This window comes from Streptomyces sp. NPDC050433, from assembly GCF_044458565.1.
GTDB lineage: Bacteria > Actinomycetota > Actinomycetes > Streptomycetales > Streptomycetaceae > Streptomyces.
The window spans coordinates 85,689-104,404 of sequence record NZ_JBITIB010000021.1 but is presented as its reverse complement, the minus strand read 5'-3'; the positions used below and the strand labels follow the sequence as shown (position 1 = coordinate 104,404).

Sequence of the window (18,716 nt, the reverse complement as noted above, 5' to 3'; positions counted from 1 at the left end):
GTGAAGGAAGCGGCGGAACTGGACCGCGAGGCACCGGCCATCGAAGTACGCGATCTGCACAAGTCGTTCGGCACGCTGGAGGTCCTGTCCGGCATCGACTTCACGGTCGCGCGCGGCGAGGTGGTGTGCGTCATCGGCCCGTCGGGCTCGGGCAAGTCGACGCTGCTGCGCTGTGTGAACCTGCTGGAGGAGCCGACGTCGGGCACGGTCCTGGTGGCGGGCGCCGAGGTCACCGATCCGGAGGTGGACATCGACCAGGTGCGCCGGGGCATCGGGATGGTCTTCCAGTCGTTCAACCTCTTCCCGCACTTGACGGCCCTTCAGAACTTGACGCTCCCTCAGCGTCGGGTGCTGGGCCGCGACAAGGCGGAGGCGACAAGGGTCGCCCGCGAGCGGCTGGCGCGCGTGGGTCTGACGGACAAGGAGTCGTCCTATCCCGCGCAGCTGTCGGGCGGGCAGCAGCAACGGGTGGCGATCGCGCGGGCGTTGGCGATGGATCCGCAGCTGATGCTGTTCGACGAGCCGACGTCGGCGCTCGACCCGGAGCTGGTGGGTGACGTGCTCGCGGTGATGCGCTCGCTCGCCGACGAGGGGATGACGATGCTCGTCGTCACGCACGAGATGAGCTTCGCCAAAGAGGTGGCCGACCGGGTCGTCTTCATGGACGGCGGGGTCATCGTCGAGGAGGGCCCCCCGGAGCAGGTGATCGGCGCGCCGAGCCATGCCCGTACGCAGTCGTTCCTGTCCCGCCTGCTCGACCCGGCGGCGGCGAAGATAAGCCCGTCCGGCGACTGAGGACAAAGCACGCAGCCCGTCCGGCGACTGAGGACAAAGCACGCAGCCCGTCCGGCGACTGAGGACAGCACACGCGGCGCGGCCCCACGGGTGAACTCCCGTGGGGCCGCGCCTCGTTCAGGGGGAATCGGCGCGTCAGAGGTTGCCGCGCTTCTCCTGCTCCCGCTCGATCGCCTCGAACAGGGCCTTGAAGTTGCCCTTGCCGAAGCCCATCGAGCCGTGCCGCTCGATCATCTCGAAGAACACGGTCGGCCGGTCCTGGACCGGCCTGGTGAAGATCTGGAGCAGATAGCCGTCCTCGTCGCGGTCCACGAGGATCTTCAGCTCGCGCAGAGTCTCGACGGGCACGCGGGTCTCGCCCGCCCACTCCCCGAGCGTGTCGTAGTACGAGTCGGGGGTGTCGAGGAACTGGACACCGGCCGCCCGCATCGTGCGTACGGAGCTGACGATGTCGTTCGTCGCGAGCGCGATGTGCTGGACACCCGCGCCACCGTAGAACTCCAGATACTCGTCGATCTGCGACTTCTTCTTCGCGATCGCCGGCTCGTTGATCGGGAACTTCACCTTGAGGGTGCCGTCGGCCACGACCTTCGACATGAGGGCGGAGTACTCGGTGGCGATGTCGTCGCCCACGAACTCCTTCATGTTGGTGAAGCCCATGACCTTGTTGTAGAACGCCACCCACTCGTTCATCCGGCCGAGTTCGACGTTGCCCACGCAGTGGTCGACCGCCTGGAAGGTGCGCTTCTCCGGCGACGCCACCATCGGGGCGGCAGCGGCGTAGCCGGGCAGATACGGACCGTCGTAGCCGGCCCGCTCGACCAGGGTGTGCCGGGTCCTGCCGTACGTGGCGATCGCGGCGAGTACGACGGTGCCGTGCTCGTCCTTCAGCTCGTACGGCTCCTGGAGGCCGGTGGCGCCGTTCGCGGTGGCGTAGGCGTACGCCGCGCGGGCGTCCGGCACCTCGATGGCGAGATCAATCACACCGTCGCCGTGCTCGGCGACGTGGTCGACGAGGAAGCGGCCCCACTCGGTGGACGCCTTGATGACGGAGGTGAAGACAAAACGGGCCGAGCCGTTCGTGAGCACGTAGCTCGCGGTCTCGCGGCTGCCGTTCTCCGGGCCCGCGTAGGCGACCAGCTTCATGCCGAACGCCGTCGAGTAGTAGTGGGCCGCCTGCTTGGCGTTGCCGACGGCGAAGACGACGGCGTCCATCCCCTTGACCGGGAAGGGGTCGGCGTCGCGCGCGGTGGCCGGGGCGGAATCGAGGTTCACCGAGGTATCTGCCATGACGGCAGCGTCTCCCCGTTCCGCAAGGTGCGCAACAGTTCGCGCATTCGCTGAGCACTCTGTACAGCCAGAGGCGAGGATGACCGGACCATCTGCACAGGATGACCACCATGAACCGCCTAGGGAGGCGCCATGAGTATCGACGGGCTGGACGGCAGGCTCATCGTCCTGCTGGCACGGGAGCCGCGCATCGGGGTGCTGGAGGCGTCGCGCCGGCTGGGGGTGGCGCGCGGGACCGTACAGGCGCGGCTGGACCGGCTCCAGACGAACGGAGTCATCCGGGGATTCGGTCCGGACGTCGATCCTGCCGCTCTCGGCTACCCCGTAACGGCGTTCGCAACCCTGGAAATCAAGCAAGGTCAAGGTTCGGACGTCCGAGCCCATTTGAGCAGCGTTCCAGAGGTCCTCGAACTGCATACCACCACCGGAACCGGGGATATGCTCTGCCGACTCGTCGCTCGTTCGAACGCCGATCTTCAACGGGTGATCGACAGGGTTGTCGGTTTCGCCGGTATTCAGCGGGCCTCCACGGCGATCGTCATGGAGAACCCCGTTCCGCTGCGGATCATCCCGCTGGTGGAACAGGCCGCGCAGGACACGGACGGCGACAGATCGCCGATCGACCTGCCCAACCGGCCCGGCCCGACCGAGCGACCCGACTGATCGACCCGACCGAGCGACCCGACTGATCGACCGACCAGAGAGGAGCGCCATGGACTTCTGGGACTATCTGGCCAACCGCCACCAGCAGCTGCTCACCGACTCGTTCCAGCACGCCAGCGCCGTCTTCCAGTGCATGGTGATCGCCACCGTCCTGGGCGTCGTCATCGGCGTACTGACCTATCGCAGCCCCTGGGGCGGCAGCCTGGCGGTCCTCTCCACCGCCTCCGTCCTGACCATCCCCTCGCTGGCGGCCATCGGTCTGCTCATCCCGCTGGTCGGTCTCGGCGTCGCGCCCACCGTGATCGTCCTGACGCTGTACGGGCTGCTGCCCATCGTCCGCAACGCGGTGGTCGGACTGCGCGGCGTGGACCCTGACCTGGTGGACGCGGCCAAGGGCATCGGCATGTCACGTACGGCCCGGCTGCTCAAGGTCGAGCTGCCGCTCGCCTGGCCGCCGATCCTCACCGGCATCCGGGTCTCCACCCAGATGCTGATGGGCATCGCCGCCATCGCCGCGTACGCGTCGGGGCCGGGCCTCGGCAACGAGATCTTCCGCGGCATCGCCTCGCTGGGCAGCGCCAACGCCATCAACCAGGTACTCGCCGGCACCGTCGGCATCGTCATTCTCGCCCTGCTCTTCGACGCCGCGTATGTCCTGCTCGGCCGACTCACCATCCCGAGGGGGATCCGTGTCTGAGACCGCCGACCCGAAGACAGAGACAGGCACAGAAGCAGAGTCAGCGACAGAGACAGCGACGCCGGCCGGGCCCCTCGGCGGGGCCTCGAACGGTGTCATAGCCGGCTCCGCCGCCACGAGCGGCGCCACCATCCAGCTCGACGGCCTCACCAAGCGCTATCCGGGCACGGCGAACCCGGCCGTGGACAACGTCTCGATGGAGATCAACGCGGGCGAGACCGTCATCCTCGTCGGCCCGTCCGGCTGCGGTAAGTCGACCACCCTCAAGATGATCAACCGGCTGATCGAGCCCTCGTCCGGGCGGATCAGGATCAACGACGAGGACGTCACCGACATGGACCCGGTGAAGCTGCGCCGGCAGATCGGCTACGCGATCCAGTCGTCCGGTCTCTTCCCGCACATGACGGTCGCGGAGAACATCGCGCTCGTACCGAAGATGGTCGGCTGGTCCAAGTCGAAGGTGAAGGACCGCGTCGAGGAGATGCTGGACCTGGTCGGGCTCGACCCGCGCGAGTTCCACGGCCGCTATCCCCGCCAGCTCTCGGGCGGCCAGCAGCAGCGCGTGGGCGTGGCGAGGGCGCTGGCCGCCGACCCGCCGGTGCTGCTGATGGACGAGCCGTTCGGCGCCGTCGACCCGATCACGCGTGACCATCTCCAGGACGAACTGATCCGTCTCCAGCACGAGTTGCACAAGACGATCGTCTTCGTGACGCATGACTTCGACGAGGCGATCAAGCTCGGCGACCGGATCGCGATCCTGCGGGAGCGCTCGCAGATCGCGCAGTTCGACACCCCCGAGGCGATCCTCACCAACCCCGCCGACGACTTCGTGTCGGGCTTCGTGGGCGCGGGGGCGGCGCTGAAGCGGCTGAATCTCACGCGCGTACGGGACGTGGAGATCGCCGAGTTCCCGACGGTGACGGTGGAGGACCCGCTCCAGACGATCTTCAACAAGCTGAGCAGCGGTTCGCACAACGAGCTGCTGATGCTGGACCGGAAGAACCGCCCGTACAAGTGGCTGCGCCGCGGCGACCTGTCGCGCGCCAAGGGGTCGCTCGCCAACGCCGGCCAGCTGGTGCACGACACGGTGACCAGGGACGCCACGCTGCACGACGCGCTGGAGGCGGTCCTGACCGACAGCGGCGGCCGGGTGGCGGTGACGGGCAGACGAGGCGAGTTCATCGGTGTCGTCGACATGGAGACGCTGATGACGTCCGTCCAGGAAATGCTGGAGGCGGACCGGCTGACCGCCTTCGAGCACCAGCACGAGCTGGCGGAACAGCGCAGGCAGCGGACCGGTCAGGAGCAGGGGCCGAAGAGCGATCAGGGGCCGAAGAGCGGTGCGGACGCATGAGTTCACCCGCGCAGAAGCAGCGCCCGCCGGGCGAGTACGACGTCAAGGGCCATGCCTTCCGGGACGAGGAGTCGAGTCCGGCCACGCCGCCCGCCGCCCCGAAGCGCCGGATCACCTGGGCGAAGCTGGTGACGGTGCCCGCCGTGGTCGTGGTCGTCCTGCTCGTGACCTTCGCATGGATCACGAACGTCCCGCTCGACTCGATCGCGGAGAACTCGCTCGCCGACGGCAATGTGCGGCTGCGGCTGTGGCAGCACATCGAACTGACCGCGATCTCCACCTTCTGGGTGCTGATCATCGCGATCCCGCTGGGCATCGCGCTGACCCGGCGCGGACTGTCCAGGGCTGCGCCGTTCGTGACGGGGCTGGCCAACATCGGCCAGGCGACCCCGGCCCTCGGGCTGCTGGCGCTGCTGGTGATCTGGCTCGGCATCGGCCCGTCGACGGCGATCACCGGCATGGTGATCTACGCGGTGCTGCCGGTGCTCGCCAACACCGTGGCGGGTCTGAAGGCCATCGACCCGCAGCTGGTGGAGGCGTCGCGCGGCATTGGGATGTCGTCGCTCGCGACCCTGAGCAGGGTCGAACTCCCGCTGGCCGTACCGCTGATCCTGGCGGGCGTACGAACGGCGCTGGTACTCAACGTGGGTACGGCCACCCTGGCCACCTTCGGCGGCGGCGGCGGGCTCGGTGACCTGATCACGTCGGGCATCCAGACGCAGCGCATGCCGGTCCTGATCCTCGGCTCGGTCCTCACGGTGACGCTGGCGCTGCTGATCGACTGGCTGGCGTCGCTGGTCGAAGTGGTCCTGACACCGCGCGGACTTGAGGAGGAGCGCTGATGCGTTTCGTGAACCGGAAACTCATGACGGGCGGAGTGGCCCTGCTGCTGAGCCTCGCCACTGTCAGTGGGTGCGGTCTCAAGAGCGGCTCCCCGATGGTGGACGACGTCGTTCCGGGCTCGGTCGGCCAGGGGCAACCCCTCAAGGGCGCCTCGTTGACGGTCACTTCCAAGAACTTCAGCGAGAACATCATCCTCGGCCAGATGATCGGTCTGATCTTCAAGGCTGCGGGCGCGGAGGTGCTGGACCGGACGAACCTGCCGGGCTCGATCAGCGCGCGCGAGGCGATAGTCAAGGGCGACGCGGACGCGATGTACGAGTACACGGGCACGGCCTGGATCACGTACCTCGGCAACGCGAAGCCGATCCCCGACTCGCGGGAGCAGTGGGCGGCGGTACGGGACGCGGACCGCTCGCACGACGTGAGCTGGCTGACCCCGTCCACGCTCAACAACACCTACTCGCTGGGCATCAGCAAGAAGAACAACGCGAAGTACAAGCTCAAGACGATGTCGGACGTGGCCGCGCTGTCGAAGAAGGAGCCGGGCGCGGTCACGATCTGTGTGGAGAACGAGTTCGCGTCGCGCGACGACGGGCTGCCGGGGATGGTGAAGGCGTACGGGATGGACATCCCGGCGTCCAGTGTGAAGAAGATGGACGCCGGGATCATCTATACGCAGGCGTCGAAGTCCAACTCCTGCCTGGTGGGCGAGGTGTTCACGACGGACGGCCGGATCAAGGCGATGGATCTGGACACGGTCGCAGACGACAAGCGCTTCTTCCCGAACTACAACGCGGCGCCGGTGATCCACAGCGCGACGTACAAGAAGTACCCGGAGATCGCCGGGCTGCTCGATCCGCTGACCGACCGGCTGAACACCGGGATCGCGCAGGAGCTGAACGCGAAGGTGGACGTGGACGGCCAGGATCCGCACGAGGTGGCGAAGGACTGGCTGGTCGAGGAGGGCTTCATCAAGGAGGGCTGAGCGGCCCCGACGGGGCGGCCGGCCATGCAAAGAAGTAGTTGCAAAGAAATCCTTGCAACTACTTCTTTGCATGTCTACGCTGAGGCCATGCCCGAGACCCCCGACACACCTGAGGCGGCCGAGCCGAACGTCCGCCACCTGGACCCGCGCTCGCTACGCGGCCTCGCCCACCCCCTGCGGATGCGACTGCTGAACGCCCTGCGCCACCACGGGCCGGCCACCGCGTCCCAACTCGCCGACCGGCTGGGCGAGTCGAGCGGCGCCACCAGCTACCACCTGCGGCAGCTCGCCAGCCACGGGTTCGTCGCGGACGACCCCGAGCGTGGCAGGGGCCGGGAGCGGTGGTGGAAGGCCGCGGACTACGGCGTCATGGTCGACGACACGCTGCAATTCGACGCCAGCCCGGAGGTACGAGGCGCGCTGAACACCTACATGCACGAGGTCGCCTCCATCCACGGCCAGGAGGTGAGCACGTGGCTGGGCACCGCACACGAGTGGCCGAGGGACTGGGCGACCAAGGCGGACTTCAGCGACTTCACGCTACGGCTCACCCCTGAACTGATGGCCGAGCTGGACGGCCGGGTACACGACTTGATCGCCAGTTACGCGGACCGCGCCACACCGGAGAGTGCAGAGGACGTGGCGCAGGTACGGATCCATCTGCACGCGTTCCCGCAGAAGAAGCTCAACACCCCGGACGCCTGACCCGCCCACCCCCTCCCCGAACCACCACACTCAACGCGCGAAGGGTCGATTTGTCGTGCCATTTTCTGATGTGCACCTCCAGCTCCACGCGATACGCGCGACCGAACTCCGCACGGAGGCCGCCGCCTACCGCCCCCTCGCCCCGCGCCTCCGCCCCCGACTGGGCTGGCTCCTGGTCGAGTTGGGCCTGCGGCTCATCGAGAGGACCACACCGCCGCGGGTCTGCCCCGTATGAGTGCCGTACCGATACAGCGGTGGCCACTCACCGCCGTACTGACCGCCAACGCGATCTCCGCCACGGGCCGGACCCTGAGCATGATCGGCATCCCCTGGTTCGTCCTCCAGACCACCGGCAGCGCCGGCCGCGCGGGCGTGGTGGCCTTCTGCGCCACCGTCCCGGTCGTGATCTCGGCGATCATCGGCGGCCCCGTCATCGACCGGATCGGCCGGCGCCGCGTCTCGATCGCGTCCGACCTGCTGTGCGCGCTGTCGGTCGGGTCGATCCCTTTGCTGCACCGGGCCGACGCGCTCCCGTTCTGGACGCTCTGCGCCCTGGTGGGGCTCCACGGCCTCGCGTACACCCCCGGCGACACGGCCCGCTACGTCCTCGTCCCCGACCTCGCCGAACACGCGGGCATCACCCTCAGCCGCGTCGCGAGCCTCTTCGACGCCGTCGAACGCGGCGCCCGGATGCTCGGCGCGGCGCTCGCGGGCCTGGTGATCGCAGTGCTCGGCGCCGAAGTCGCCCTGCTGCTCGACGCGTTGACGTTCCTGCTGTCGGCGCTGCTGATCGGCACCGGACTGCGCGGCGTACGGGGAGCGCAGCCGGTCAAGGACATGCCGCCGGTCTCGTTGCGCACGTACGTGTCCGAACTACGCGAGGGACACGCCTACTTGGCCCGCACCCGGCTGCTGGGGGCGGTTGTCCTGCTGGCGATGTTCATGAACGGCCTCGACCAGGGCTGGAACGCGGTCCTGCTCCCGGTCCATGCCGAACGCAATCTCGGCGGCGCCGCAGAACTCGGCCTGGTCACGGCCGTGTTGGGAGCGGGCGGCCTGCTGGGAGCACTGCTGTACGCCGCACTCGGCCACCGCTTCACCCGCCGCACGATCCTCGCCACGGCCGTCCTGCTCTGCGGCACCCCACGCTTCGCGGTGGCGGGCCTCACCGACTCCACGGTGGCACTCGCAGTGGTCATGGGAGGGGCGGGAGTGGCGGGCGGAATGATCAACCCGATCCTGACGACGGTGATGTACGAACGCGTCCCCACCCACCTGCGCAGCCGCGTGACGGGCGCGATGACGGCGGGCTGCGAACTCACCATGCCCCTGGGCGGCCTGACGGCGGGCCTCCTGGTCGACAGCACCGGCCTCTCCCCCGCACTGCTGCTGATGGGCGGCGCCTACCTGCTGGTGACCCTGAGCCCACTCCTGCTCCCGGCCTGGCGCGGCCTGGACGCCGCACCCCTGGGTTCGGCCGTCATCGATGGCACGGTCGCTCCCGTCAACGAGCGGACGTCCGATCGATGAGTTGTTCACGGTAACCGGGCCGGTTGATGAACAAATCACCACGACCGCTGAATGAGTGCGGGTGCGCGGTGAGTGTCCGCGCCGAACGGCAGGAAGGGAGAAGAAAAATGACCGGAGAAGAGGATGACCCCAACCGGGCCGCACAGGAGGACCTGGAGAAGTGGACAGACCACGAGCTGCGGGCGCGGCAGCGCACGCTGGCCGCAACGATGAGGTCGAGGGCGGGTACTCCCGCGCTTCCGGGGCACCGACTCCTTGCGTTTCTCGTCGACATCGTGACCTGGACGGCAGCGATGCTCCTTCCGTCCGGGCTCAACGCGGTGATAGTCGAACTGCTGGGTGCGGACTCCGACGGCCCCGCGACAGTGCCCGGCATCGTGATCAGCCTGGTGGTCTTCCTCTTCTACGTGCCGATCTCCACCCATCTCTGGGGTGCGACGCCGGGCAAACTGGCCTTGCGACTGCGGGTGATCAACTACCACTTGGGAGCTACGGTGAGCCCCTCCCGGTCCTGGGGACGCTTCCTTGTGCACGCACTGTTCGTCCCCCTGTGCTGGGGGATCGTCTTCCTCGTCGACCACTTGTGGATCCTGAGGGAGGAGGGCCGAGCCCTGCACGACAAGGTGTCCGGCACCACAGTGGTGCGTGTTCCCGAGGCGCAGCGCCCGATCTGAGTACGGACGGATCCGGCGTCAGCAGTTCGGGACCTTGCCGCCCTGTTCCAGGGCCTTGAGCGAGGACACCGCGTCCTTCAGGGGCCTGACCGGGATCAGCCGCATGCCGTCCGGGATTTCCGACTGGGCGTCGGCGCACTCCGCCTCCGGGACCAGGAAGACCGTCGCGCCGTCGCGGACCGCCGCCTGGGTCTTGAGGGAGACGCCGCCGACCGCGCCCACGGTGCCGTTCTCCTCGATCGTGCCGGTGCCCGCGATGTCCCGGCCTGGCGCGATCTGGATACGTCCTTGTGCCCCGACGACAGTGACCATGACGCTCACCAGCCGTTCAGGGAGACCGCAGCGCTACCCTCCAAGTAGCTGTGAAGGGCACTGGCGGTGGTGTTCACGAAGGCATCGGGGATGGAGCCGACGTCAACCCAGCGGACCTGTGAGTGCTTTCGGGGTTCGCGGTTCTCCGGTTCGCCGGTCCATTCGTGGGCGGCGAAAACGACTGTGAGGAATCCGTTGGGCGCTTCGACACCCCAGGCGCCATGGATGATGTGGGCGACTTTGAGGGAGTCCGGCTTCACGGTGAGGCCGGTTTCCTCGTAGAGCTCGCGGACCGCCGTTTCCGTGATGGGTTCGCCCGGTTCGCTCTTGCCGACCGGCAGGTCCCACATGCCCTGGGCGAACTTGGCGTTCTCGCCTCGCTGGAGGAGCACGACGCGGTTGGTGGCCTTGTCGTGGACGATGACGGCCGCGACCAGCAGGGTCATCGAGTCGAGCGCCGGCTGGAGGGCTTGGGAGCAGTCGTCGGTCTGCTGAGCCACAGGGTTCCCTTCGTCGGGCGGGTTGTTGGGCATGTTAGGCGAGTGCCTCGCGTGCGCGACGGGCGAGATCGGCCGCGCCAGGAACGTGTCGGCGTTGGTACACAGCCAGTGTGGAACGCATCGCGCTGATCGCCTTACGGGTACGGTCCGAGGTCATGCCCTCCATGAGGACCAGTGCCTGGGTCCACGCGGCGACAACTTCGTCCGCCCGAGCCTGGGCGGCGAGGCTGTCGCCGAGGTCGGCGTGAGTGAGGGCGTGGACGCGCTTGTACTTCTCCGGGTCCCAGCGGGTCAGGGCGTCGCGGTGCTGCTGTTCGGTGCCGATGTGGTCGGCGAGGTCGGTCAGTGTGCGAGCGGTGTGGCTGGCCACGGTGCCTGCGGCGGGGCCGCTGACACGGGAGAAATCGGCCTGCGGACCATCCTCGCGCAGGAGCGCGTCTTCTGCGGCGAGGAGAGCGCGTACGGCCGACGGGTTCTCGCCAACGGCCGCGTAGGCGCGGGCGTGAGTGATGTGCAGAAGGGCTTCGGTCCGGCCGTCCACGTGGCCGAGGCCGCGCGTGAGGGCACCTTCGACAAGGTCGACGCAGTGGTGGGGTTGCTTGAGGCTGAGGGCCTGATGGGCGAGGGCGCGCATCATCCAGGCGGCATGGCCTCGGGGGTCGGCTTCGCAGGCGAGTTGGTACCCGACCTGGTAGTAGCGCTGGGCGGCGCCTTCATGGCCAAGGTCGTGATGCTTCCACCCCGCGAGGTAGGAGAGTTCGGCGACGGCGCCGAAGGCGGACCGGCGTAAGACCTCGGAACCGAAGCGGCCTCGCAGCATGGGTGCCGCCGTATCAGCGAGATAGGCCGTGACGGTGGTCAAACCGTGGCCCCCGCCCAGGCGTTCATCCGCAGCACTGAAAGCTGCCGTGATCTGCCGTACGACGTCGACGTCGTCACTGCCGACGACCCAACGTCCCGTGCGGGCGCGCAGCATCCGGGAGGTGGCTTCCTGGTCGTGTATGAGCGGCATGGCGACGCCGGCTGTGGTGAAGGCGGCGATGGCGAGGAAGCGGCGCCGTTCGACATCCGCGCGGCCGAGGTCGGTGACCGTGGTGACCGGATCGCCGATGTCCAAGGGCTCGGCGTCCGGGCTCTCCAGGCCGATCTCCGTCCGCGTGACGACACGGCCCAACCGGCGCGAGAGCGCTTCGGCCACATACTGACCGGCTCGGCCGGACGGCGACCGGGCGCCGCCCACCCAGTGGGAGATGGCCGACTTGTTGGTCTGTAGCAATTCGCCGTTCTCGGCCGCGATCCGGCGTAGGTCCCTGGCGAGCGCTTCGTATGTGCAACCGGCCGCGTGAATCGTCTCGCGCAGCCGGGAGTTGGGCTGGATCGGCGCTGGCACGATCTCCCCCGTCCCGGAGCTGTAAACCGCGTATACCGCTGGGCCTCGGCCACACAGTACCCACCGAGCGTGACGAGCGGTTCACTTATCGCAAGCCGCCCCACTCTCGGACGGGGCGGCCCCAAGTTCCTTACGCCCCACCGGCCTCGGGCATTCCTATGCCCAGCCCCGGACAATCAGAGACGGAGAAACGGTGACCACCATCGACACCGCGACCATCACGGTCGAGTTACCCGATGCCTTCGACCCCCGCTGGAGCCGCCTGCCCGGCATCCAGGTGGACGATCGGCGCCTCACCATCGACCCGGCCGAATACTTCTTCCGCTTCGAGTCCAACACATGGCTCGTCGCCGACTGGGAGTTGGTGAAGTCCCAGCTCCTCGACGTGGACGAGACGGCCGAGAGCGCGGTCGAGCAACTCGCGCTCGATTTCGTCAAGAAGCACGGCGAGTCGACGTCGGATGCCACACGCGTGTTGACGACGGCCCACGGCGTGTACTCGTACCTCCTCCGCGAAGAGCACCTGGCCGGCCTCGGACTGCCTCAGATCACCGCCCACCACCTGCGCATGCTGCGCGAGGCGGCCACTCTGATGGCGCTCAACAAGGTCGAGCTGGACGGGCACATCTCCAACGTCGGCCCGTGCTGGTTCTTCCCCGCCGCCACCTCCGTCGTCTTCGACCTGGACGACGAGACCGGCGGAATGCTGGACGAGGTCTACCACGGCGGCTGGTTCAACGAGCACCGCCGGGTCGAGTCCATCAAGGCCCACGCCGCTCTCGGCGGCCGGCTCGTGCACGGCTGCCAGTCCGTGCCGGACCAGTCCGGCGGCGTCGTCGCGCCCTACGGTGCCTCGATGGCGAACTTCCGTGATGACCTTGCCGAGTTCAAGGCGGGCTGGATCGAGCAGGTCTACGCCCACCGTGTGACCGCGGCCGAGTAGCCCCAACCCGGTACGACTCCGGGGCGGGCCGGCCCACTCCCCCGCCCCGGAACACATCAGTCCCCTGGAGACCCCCATGGACCAGAGCCTGTCCGCCACCCTGCTGGACGACTTGTGCACCCTCGTCGGCAAGCCCCTCCCCGAACGCGCCGAGATTCGCGTCTGGGAGATGTCCGGCGTCGAACGCGTCACCTTCCCCGACGCCACCACCGCCGTCTTCAAGTACGCCAAGGAACCCTTCGACCGCGAGGCCCAGGCCCTTCGAGTGGCACACCGGCGCGGTCTGCCTGTCCCTGAGTTGCACGCCACCGCCACACGGGACAAATGGCTCGGGATGTTCATGGACGACCTGGGCTCCCCCGTACGCGCAGCCGACGACCTCGACGGCGTCGCCGCCGCCGTGATGCTCCATGCAGCACGCCCGGCAGATGGTTTGCCCCTGCTCGACGGCCGTGGCCTCACGGCCCTGTCCGGACGTGCCATCGAACACCTCCAGCGGTTGCGGAAGGCCGGCCGCTGGACGGACTGCGACGACATCGAGACCGCGCTGGGGAAGATCGCCGCCGCAGCCGAGTCCCGTAGCCAAGGTGCGGCGCTCGACCCGTTCGGCTGGGTCCACTCCGAATTCCATCCCACAAGCGTCCACATCGGGGAGCACGGCTGGCATCTCCTCGACTTCGCCCGCGCCTTCACCGGACCGGGCCTGATCGATCTCGCGTCCTACCACGGCACCATCGACGCGCCGAATCCCGTGCGACTGCGGGTGTTCCTTGAGCAGTACGTCGCCGCAGGCGGCCATGAGGACGCACTCGCCCCCCGGGGTGGGCTGGCCGCCGAGGCATGGGCGCTGGGCTGGCACCGTATGTGGGCCGTGGAGTGGTTCATGGAACAGGCCGTCCGCTGGATCGACGACCCGGCCAAGGACCCCGCGTACATCCCCGTCGTCCGGCGCCATCTCAGCGACGTGGCACGGTACTTGGAGGTCTAAATGCTCGCCCAGGTCTCACCCTGGTACGCCCACGCAGTTCAGCGCATGGCCGCGGCCCCCGCTCACGCACTCACCGCACCGGCCCGCATGGAGTGGAGCACCCACCCGGGCCTCGGTCCCGGCGCCGAGCTTCTCGGCCGGGACCTGCGCGGCAAGCACCTCCTGGAGCTGGGGTGCGGCTCCGGCCACAACGTCGCCCACCTCGCGAGATACCGACAAGCCCACGCCACCGGCGTGGACTTGATCGGACTCCAGGTGCGCCGTGCCCGCTCCCACTACGGTCACATCGACGGCGCCACGTTCGCCGCAGGCCACGCGCTGCACCACCTCCAGGCCACCGGCCGGACCTTCGACGCGATCTACTCCGTCTTCGGGGCCGTCGGCCTGATCGCGCCCGCGCCCCTGCTCGCCGCCATCTCTCAGCGCCTAAGGCCCGGTGGAGTCCTGGCCTTCTCCGTTCCGCACCCGGCACGGGCCGGAAGACATCCGTCGACGGATGACCATCCGCGCGAGGACTACGTCACCATGCCCGATCGCTTCCGACTGCCCATCGCCCGATGGGAGTTCGACGCCCGCCGCTGGAGCGCCCATCTCTCCCGGACGGGCTTCCGCGTCACCTCCTCGCGGGAACTCCGCCACCCTCGTCTCGACCCATGGCCCACCACTCTTCTGATCACCGCCCGAAAACGCTGACTTCGGAGGCACTGATGGCCCTGCCCTACCTGCTCCTGGACATCGACGGCGTTCTCATTCCGTTCCCGGCCGCTGACGGCAGTACCCCGTCCACCCACGTCCGCCACACCGTCCTGCCCACAGGCCGTCCTCCGGACAAACCTGTCGACATCTGGCTCGACCCGAACCATGCCCGCCCCCTCGCCGCCCTCCTGACCAGCGGCTTCATCACCCCGGTGTGGTGCACAAGCTGGCGTGAGGACGCCGCCACTCTCATCGGCCCCTTGCTCGGCCTCCCAGGCTTCCCCCACGTCGACCTACCGCACCCTCGGATCACCACCAGCCATCCCGACGGCTACCTCTGGAAACGCGACCACGTCGAGAGCTGGCTCGGCGAAGCCCCGGCCGTCTGGATCGACGACGACTTCACCGCACTTGACCACACCTGGGCCGTGGAGCGCACCGCTCGCGGCCACCCGACCATGCTCGTCCAACCTGACCCGTACAGAGGTCTTCAGTTGAGCCATCTCGCGGAGGTACGGGAGTGGGCCGGAGGGGTTGTACATAACGTGCTGGCCGGCGGCGGCGTCAGCAGTTCGGGACCTTGCCGCCCTGCTCCAGTGCCTTCAGCGACGACACCGCGTCCTTCAGGGTCCTGACCGGGATCAGGCGCATCCCGTCGGGGAGTTCGGACTGGGCGTCGGCGCATTCCGCCGAGGGGACCAGGAAGACCGTCGCGCCGTCGCGGCTCGCCGCCTGGGTTTTGAGCGAGACGCCGCCGACCGGGCCCACGTCGCCGTTCTCCTCGATCGTGCCGGTGCCCGCGATGTCGCGGCCGCCGGTGAGGTCGCCGCCCGAGCCGTCGCCGTCGAGCAGGTCGACGATGCCGAGGGCGAAGAGGAGGCCCGCGCTGGGGCCGCCGACGTCGGCGAGGTGCAGCGTGACGTCGACGGAGTCCCGAGGGCGGCCGAGTTCGTCGAGGGCCGCGTCGACGGCGGTGTTCTGCGACTTCACCATCGCGTCGGTGTTGTGCTTCTCGATCTCCTTGTCGGACTGGCCCGCCGGGTAGACGGAGTCGCGCGGCAGTACGGCCCGGTCGGTCCGGATCCAGCCGTCGAGGACGTCGCCGAAGTCGACGTCGGCGGACGGTCCCGTCGCCAGGATCGTCGTCATCCGCAGCCGGCCTTCCGGCTCGCGGGTCTTCGCGCCCTTGATCGAGATGACGGGCGTGCCCTGGTAGTCGCCGAGGACGTTCGCGGTCAGGCCCGGCTGGGCCACCGCGTACGGCAGCGGGGCGGCGCCGACGACGACGAGCAGCGCGACGACGGGGACCGCGGAGAGGGCGAGGGTGCGGGGGCGGGAGAGGCCGGAGAGACGAGAGAGCACAGTGCCAATCTATCGGCCGGTACGGGGGCCCGGTCCACAGCCCGTGTCGGGAACCGCTCAGCGCAGTGCGTCGGCCACCTCGCGCGCGGCGTCGACCACCCGCGGGCCCACCCGCTCCGGCACCGAGTCGGCGAGCATCACCACACCCACGCTGCCCTCGATCCCGGTCACCCCGACGAGCGCGGCGGCGGCGCCGCTGGCGCCCGCCTCCAGTTCGCCGTGGGTGAGCGTGCACCGGGCCTCGGTGTACGAGCCCTGCCGGGCGGCCAGGATCGCCTTGCCGGCGGCACCCCGGTCCAGCGGGTGCCGGAAGCCGGCGCGGTACGCGACGTGGTAGTCCGTCCAGGTCGGCTCCACGACGGCGACGGCCAGCGCCTCGGCGCCGTCCACGAGCGTGAGGTGCGCGGTGGCGCCTATGTCCTCGGCGAGCGAGCGCAGGGCGGGCAGCGCGGCTTCCCGTACGAGCGGATGCACCTGGCGGCCCAGGCGCAGCACCCCCAGGCCCACTCTGGCGCGTCCGCCCAGATCGCGGCGGACCAGCGCGTGCTGTTCCAGGGTGGCGAGGAGTCGGTAGACGACGGTGCGGTTGACGCCGAGTTTGTTGGACAACTCGGTGACGGTCAGCCCGTGGTCGGTGTCGGCGAGCAGTTTGAGGACGCGCAGTCCCCTGTCGAGCGTCTGGGAGGTCTCCGCGGTCACGACGCCCTCTCCTTCGGAGTTTCGGAGTGAGTGACGACGGTCCTCTCACGGAAGCTGCGGCACCGGTCCCATCGGCGACGCACGGAGAGGCCGCCGACAGGCCATGGCGCACCGGCTGCGCTCCGCGGCGGCCCTGCCACGGCGCGTGTGTATTGCCGGGACATTAGCGATCCGTACCGCTCAGCGGAAGCCCTCGTCCAGAATCCGGTCATGGGGGGTCGGTTGCTCCCCGTTCGCGCCACAACACATGCCGAAAAGGGACTCACGCTGACTATTCGCATGATTTCCCATGAATGGACGCGCGTAGAAACGCCTCGGTGACGCCACAACAGCGTCTCCGAGGCGGAGAAGGGGGTGGAAAAGATGAGGAGAAAAAGACGTTGGCGATCACCGCATCCGGGTCGCCCACTCCTGAACTTTCTTGATCCGCTCGCGAAGTTGGCCCCCGGTGGCCTCCGCGCTCGGTGGCCCGCCGCACACGCGGCGCAACTCCGTGTGGATCACTCCGTGCGGTTTGCCGCTCTGGTGGACGTACGCGCCGACCATCGTGTTGAGCTGCTTGCGCAGTTCGAGCAGTTCCTTGTGGGAGACCACCGGCCGCCGGTCGGCCGGCAGCTCCAGCAGATCCGCCTCGGAGTCGGGCTTCTTGCGGCTGTGCGCGATCTGCCGGGCCTGCCGCTTCTGGAGCAGCATCTGCACCTGGTCGGGCTCAAGGAGGCCGGGGATACCGAGGTAGTCCTGCTCCTCCTCGCTGCCGGGGTGCGCCTGCATGCCGAACTCGGCGCCGTCGTACAGCACCCGGTCGAAGACCGCGTCGGACTCCAGCGCCTCGAAGGGCAGCATGTCCTGTTCGCCGGTGTCCTCGTCGAGTTCGCGCTCGGCCTCCGCCATCTCTTTCTCGGACTCGGCGTACGGGTCTTCCTCGCCGGCCTTCTTGGGCTTGTCGAGGACGTGGTCGCGCTCGATCTCCATCTCGTTGGCGAAACCGAGGAGGCCGGGGATGGTCGGCAGGAAGACGGACGCGGTCTCGCCGCGCCGCCTGGAGCGGACGAAGCGGCCGACGGCCTGCGCGAAGAACAGGGGCGTGGAGATGGTGGTGGCGTACACGCCGACGGCCAGGCGCGGCACGTCGACGCCCTCCGACACCATGCGGACGGCGACCATCCAGCGCTCGTCGCCCGCGCTGAAGTCGTCGATACGCTTCGAGGCGGCGGCCTCGTCCGAGAGGACGACGGTCGCCTTCGTGCCGGTGATCTCACGGATGAGCTTGGCGTACGCGCGGGCCTGGTCCTGGTCGGTGGCGATGACCAGGCCACCGGCGTCCGGGATGGACTTGCGCACCTCGGTGAGCCGCTGGTCGGCGGCGCGCAGCACGTTGGGCATCCAGTCGCCGCGCGGGTCGAGCGCGGTGCGCCAGGCCTGCGAGATCGCGTCCTTGGTCATCGGCTCGCCGAGCTTGGCGGCGACCTCGTCACCGGCCTTGGTGCGCCAGCGCATGTTGCCGCTGTAGCTGAGGAAGATGACGGGGCGCACGACGCCGTCGCCGAGCGCGTTGCCGTAGCCGTAGGTGTAGTCGGCGGACGAGCGGCGGATGCCGTCGTTGCCCTCCTCGTACGCGACGAAGGGGATCGGGTTGGTGTCGGACCTGAAGGGCGTACCGGTCAGCGCGAGGCGTCTGGCGGCCGGTTCGAAGGCCTCAAGACAGGCCTCGCCCCAGGACTTCGAGTCACCGGCGTGGTGGATCTCGTCGAGGATCACCAGGGTCTTGCGCTGCTCGCAGCGGTTGCGGTGGAGCATGGGCCGTACGCCGACGCCCGCGTACGTCACGGCGACCCCGTGGTACTCCTTGCTCAGCGGCCCCGCGCTGTAGTCCGGGTCGAGCTTGATCCCTATCCGCGCGGCGGCGTCCGCCCACTGCTTCTTCAGATGCTCGGTCGGCGCGACGACGGTGATCTGCTGCACGACGTGGTGGTGCAGCAGCCAGGACGCCAGGGTCAGCGCGAAGGTGGTCTTCCCCGCGCCGGGTGTCGCGACGGCGAGGAAGTCGCGCGGCTGGTCCTGGAGATAGCGCTCCAGCGCCTTCTCCTGCCAGGCGCGCAGCTTGCTGGCCGTGCCCCAGGGGGCGCGGCCGGGGAAGGCGGGTGAGAGGTGGTGGGAGGCGGTAGTAGTCACGGTCTCCGGTTCGCGGACGCTCGGGTGCACGGGCTGCACGGCTGTGCCGGGCTCAGATACGACAACCGGGCCACCCTACCGGCGGCCCGGCCCGATCCTCGTACGAACAAGCCGGGGC

The 18,716-nt window shown here is 68.8% G+C and carries 20 protein-coding genes and 1 pseudogene; 14 read left to right on the top strand and 7 right to left on the bottom strand.

The features are described from left to right. Nucleotides 1-795, top strand: coding sequence for an amino acid ABC transporter ATP-binding protein (locus ACIBLA_RS24995; RefSeq protein WP_399199929.1), 795 nt, complete (start codon nt 1-3; stop codon nt 793-795). 135 nt (nt 796-930) lie between these two features. On the opposite strand, the gene hppD is transcribed toward ACIBLA_RS24995, so the two are convergent. Then, nucleotides 931-2,085, bottom strand: a complete 1,155-nt coding sequence (hppD, locus tag ACIBLA_RS24990; protein WP_399199928.1) for a 4-hydroxyphenylpyruvate dioxygenase — start codon at nt 2,083-2,085, stop codon at nt 931-933. Nucleotides 2,086-2,217: 132 nt separating this feature from the next. On the opposite strand from hppD, the gene ACIBLA_RS24985 reads away from it, so the two are divergent. From ACIBLA_RS24985 to ACIBLA_RS24945, 9 genes are all read left to right on the top strand, one after another. After that, a complete protein-coding gene (locus ACIBLA_RS24985; protein WP_363243733.1) occupies nt 2,218-2,748 on the top strand; it encodes an Lrp/AsnC family transcriptional regulator in 531 nt (176 codons plus the stop codon). Between the two features lie 49 nt (nt 2,749-2,797). Beyond that, nucleotides 2,798-3,445, top strand: a complete 648-nt coding sequence (locus ACIBLA_RS24980) for an ABC transporter permease (protein WP_363243734.1) — start codon at nt 2,798-2,800, stop codon at nt 3,443-3,445. A 97-nt stretch (nt 3,446-3,542) separates the two neighbouring features. After that, on the top strand, nt 3,543-4,799 hold the full coding sequence (locus ACIBLA_RS24975; protein WP_399199959.1) for a betaine/proline/choline family ABC transporter ATP-binding protein: 1,257 nt from the start codon (nt 3,543-3,545) through the stop codon (nt 4,797-4,799). Beyond that, nucleotides 4,796-5,641 carry an ABC transporter permease gene (locus tag ACIBLA_RS24970; RefSeq protein WP_363243735.1) on the top strand — a complete coding sequence of 282 codons (846 nt, stop codon included), beginning with the start codon at nt 4,796-4,798 and terminating at the stop codon, nt 5,639-5,641. The genes ACIBLA_RS24975 and ACIBLA_RS24970 overlap by 4 nt, the downstream gene beginning before the upstream one ends. A 23-nt stretch (nt 5,642-5,664) precedes the next feature. Then, the gene (locus tag ACIBLA_RS24965) at nt 5,665-6,627 is read left to right on the top strand and encodes a glycine betaine ABC transporter substrate-binding protein (RefSeq protein ID WP_363243802.1); all 963 of its coding nucleotides are present in this window, start codon (nt 5,665-5,667) and stop codon (nt 6,625-6,627) included. Between the two features lie 87 nt (nt 6,628-6,714). Then, nucleotides 6,715-7,332 carry an ArsR/SmtB family transcription factor gene (locus tag ACIBLA_RS24960; protein WP_399199927.1) on the top strand — a complete coding sequence of 206 codons (618 nt, stop codon included), beginning with the start codon at nt 6,715-6,717 and terminating at the stop codon, nt 7,330-7,332. 55 nt (nt 7,333-7,387) lie between these two features. Next, nucleotides 7,388-7,567 (top strand): hypothetical protein, encoded by a 180-nt coding sequence (locus tag ACIBLA_RS24955; RefSeq protein WP_399199926.1) that lies wholly within the window; start codon nt 7,388-7,390, stop codon nt 7,565-7,567. Next, nucleotides 7,564-8,862 carry an MFS transporter gene (locus ACIBLA_RS24950; RefSeq protein ID WP_399199925.1) on the top strand — a complete coding sequence of 433 codons (1,299 nt, stop codon included), beginning with the start codon at nt 7,564-7,566 and terminating at the stop codon, nt 8,860-8,862. The genes ACIBLA_RS24955 and ACIBLA_RS24950 overlap by 4 nt, the downstream gene beginning before the upstream one ends. Nucleotides 8,863-8,969: 107 nt before the next feature. Beyond that, nucleotides 8,970-9,536 carry an RDD family protein gene (locus ACIBLA_RS24945; RefSeq protein WP_399199924.1) on the top strand — a complete coding sequence of 189 codons (567 nt, stop codon included), beginning with the start codon at nt 8,970-8,972 and terminating at the stop codon, nt 9,534-9,536. A gap of 18 nt (nt 9,537-9,554) precedes the next feature. Here ACIBLA_RS24945 and ACIBLA_RS24940 read toward each other — a convergent pair. From ACIBLA_RS24940 to ACIBLA_RS24930, 3 genes and pseudogenes are all read right to left on the bottom strand, one after another. Next, nucleotides 9,555-9,803, bottom strand: a pseudogene (locus ACIBLA_RS24940) (S16 family serine protease); the annotation flags it as partial. A gap of 50 nt (nt 9,804-9,853) precedes the next feature. Next, the gene (locus ACIBLA_RS24935) at nt 9,854-10,381 is read right to left on the bottom strand and encodes an NUDIX domain-containing protein (RefSeq protein ID WP_363243741.1); all 528 of its coding nucleotides are present in this window, start codon (nt 10,379-10,381) and stop codon (nt 9,854-9,856) included. Nucleotide 10,382: 1 nt separating this feature from the next. After that, complete coding sequence (locus ACIBLA_RS24930) at nt 10,383-11,738, bottom strand: tetratricopeptide repeat protein (RefSeq protein WP_399199923.1); 1,356 nt, start codon at nt 11,736-11,738, stop codon at nt 10,383-10,385. Between the two features lie 193 nt (nt 11,739-11,931). On the opposite strand from ACIBLA_RS24930, the gene ACIBLA_RS24925 reads away from it, so the two are divergent. The 4 genes from ACIBLA_RS24925 (at nt 11,932) to ACIBLA_RS24910 (ending at nt 15,000) form a co-directional block, all read left to right on the top strand. Then, on the top strand, nt 11,932-12,681 hold the full coding sequence (locus tag ACIBLA_RS24925; RefSeq protein ID WP_399199922.1) for a hypothetical protein: 750 nt from the start codon (nt 11,932-11,934) through the stop codon (nt 12,679-12,681). A gap of 76 nt (nt 12,682-12,757) precedes the next feature. Then, nucleotides 12,758-13,669, top strand: a complete 912-nt coding sequence (locus ACIBLA_RS24920; protein ID WP_399199921.1) for an aminoglycoside phosphotransferase family protein — start codon at nt 12,758-12,760, stop codon at nt 13,667-13,669. Then, nucleotides 13,670-14,362 carry a class I SAM-dependent methyltransferase gene (locus tag ACIBLA_RS24915; protein ID WP_399199920.1) on the top strand — a complete coding sequence of 231 codons (693 nt, stop codon included), beginning with the start codon at nt 13,670-13,672 and terminating at the stop codon, nt 14,360-14,362. 14 nt (nt 14,363-14,376) lie between these two features. After that, nucleotides 14,377-15,000, top strand: coding sequence for an HAD domain-containing protein (locus tag ACIBLA_RS24910; protein WP_399199919.1), 624 nt, complete (start codon nt 14,377-14,379; stop codon nt 14,998-15,000). Here ACIBLA_RS24910 and ACIBLA_RS24905 read toward each other — a convergent pair. From ACIBLA_RS24905 to ACIBLA_RS24895, 3 genes are all read right to left on the bottom strand, one after another. Further along, nucleotides 14,930-15,727, bottom strand: a complete 798-nt coding sequence (locus ACIBLA_RS24905; RefSeq protein ID WP_363243747.1) for a S16 family serine protease — start codon at nt 15,725-15,727, stop codon at nt 14,930-14,932. The genes ACIBLA_RS24910 and ACIBLA_RS24905 overlap by 71 nt on opposite strands. A 57-nt stretch (nt 15,728-15,784) precedes the next feature. Beyond that, nucleotides 15,785-16,426 (bottom strand): IclR family transcriptional regulator, encoded by a 642-nt coding sequence (locus ACIBLA_RS24900; RefSeq protein ID WP_023541417.1) that lies wholly within the window; start codon nt 16,424-16,426, stop codon nt 15,785-15,787. Between the two features lie 387 nt (nt 16,427-16,813). Continuing rightward, nucleotides 16,814-18,598 (bottom strand): DEAD/DEAH box helicase, encoded by a 1,785-nt coding sequence (locus ACIBLA_RS24895; RefSeq protein WP_399199917.1) that lies wholly within the window; start codon nt 18,596-18,598, stop codon nt 16,814-16,816. Nucleotides 18,599-18,716: the final 118 nt, after the last annotated feature.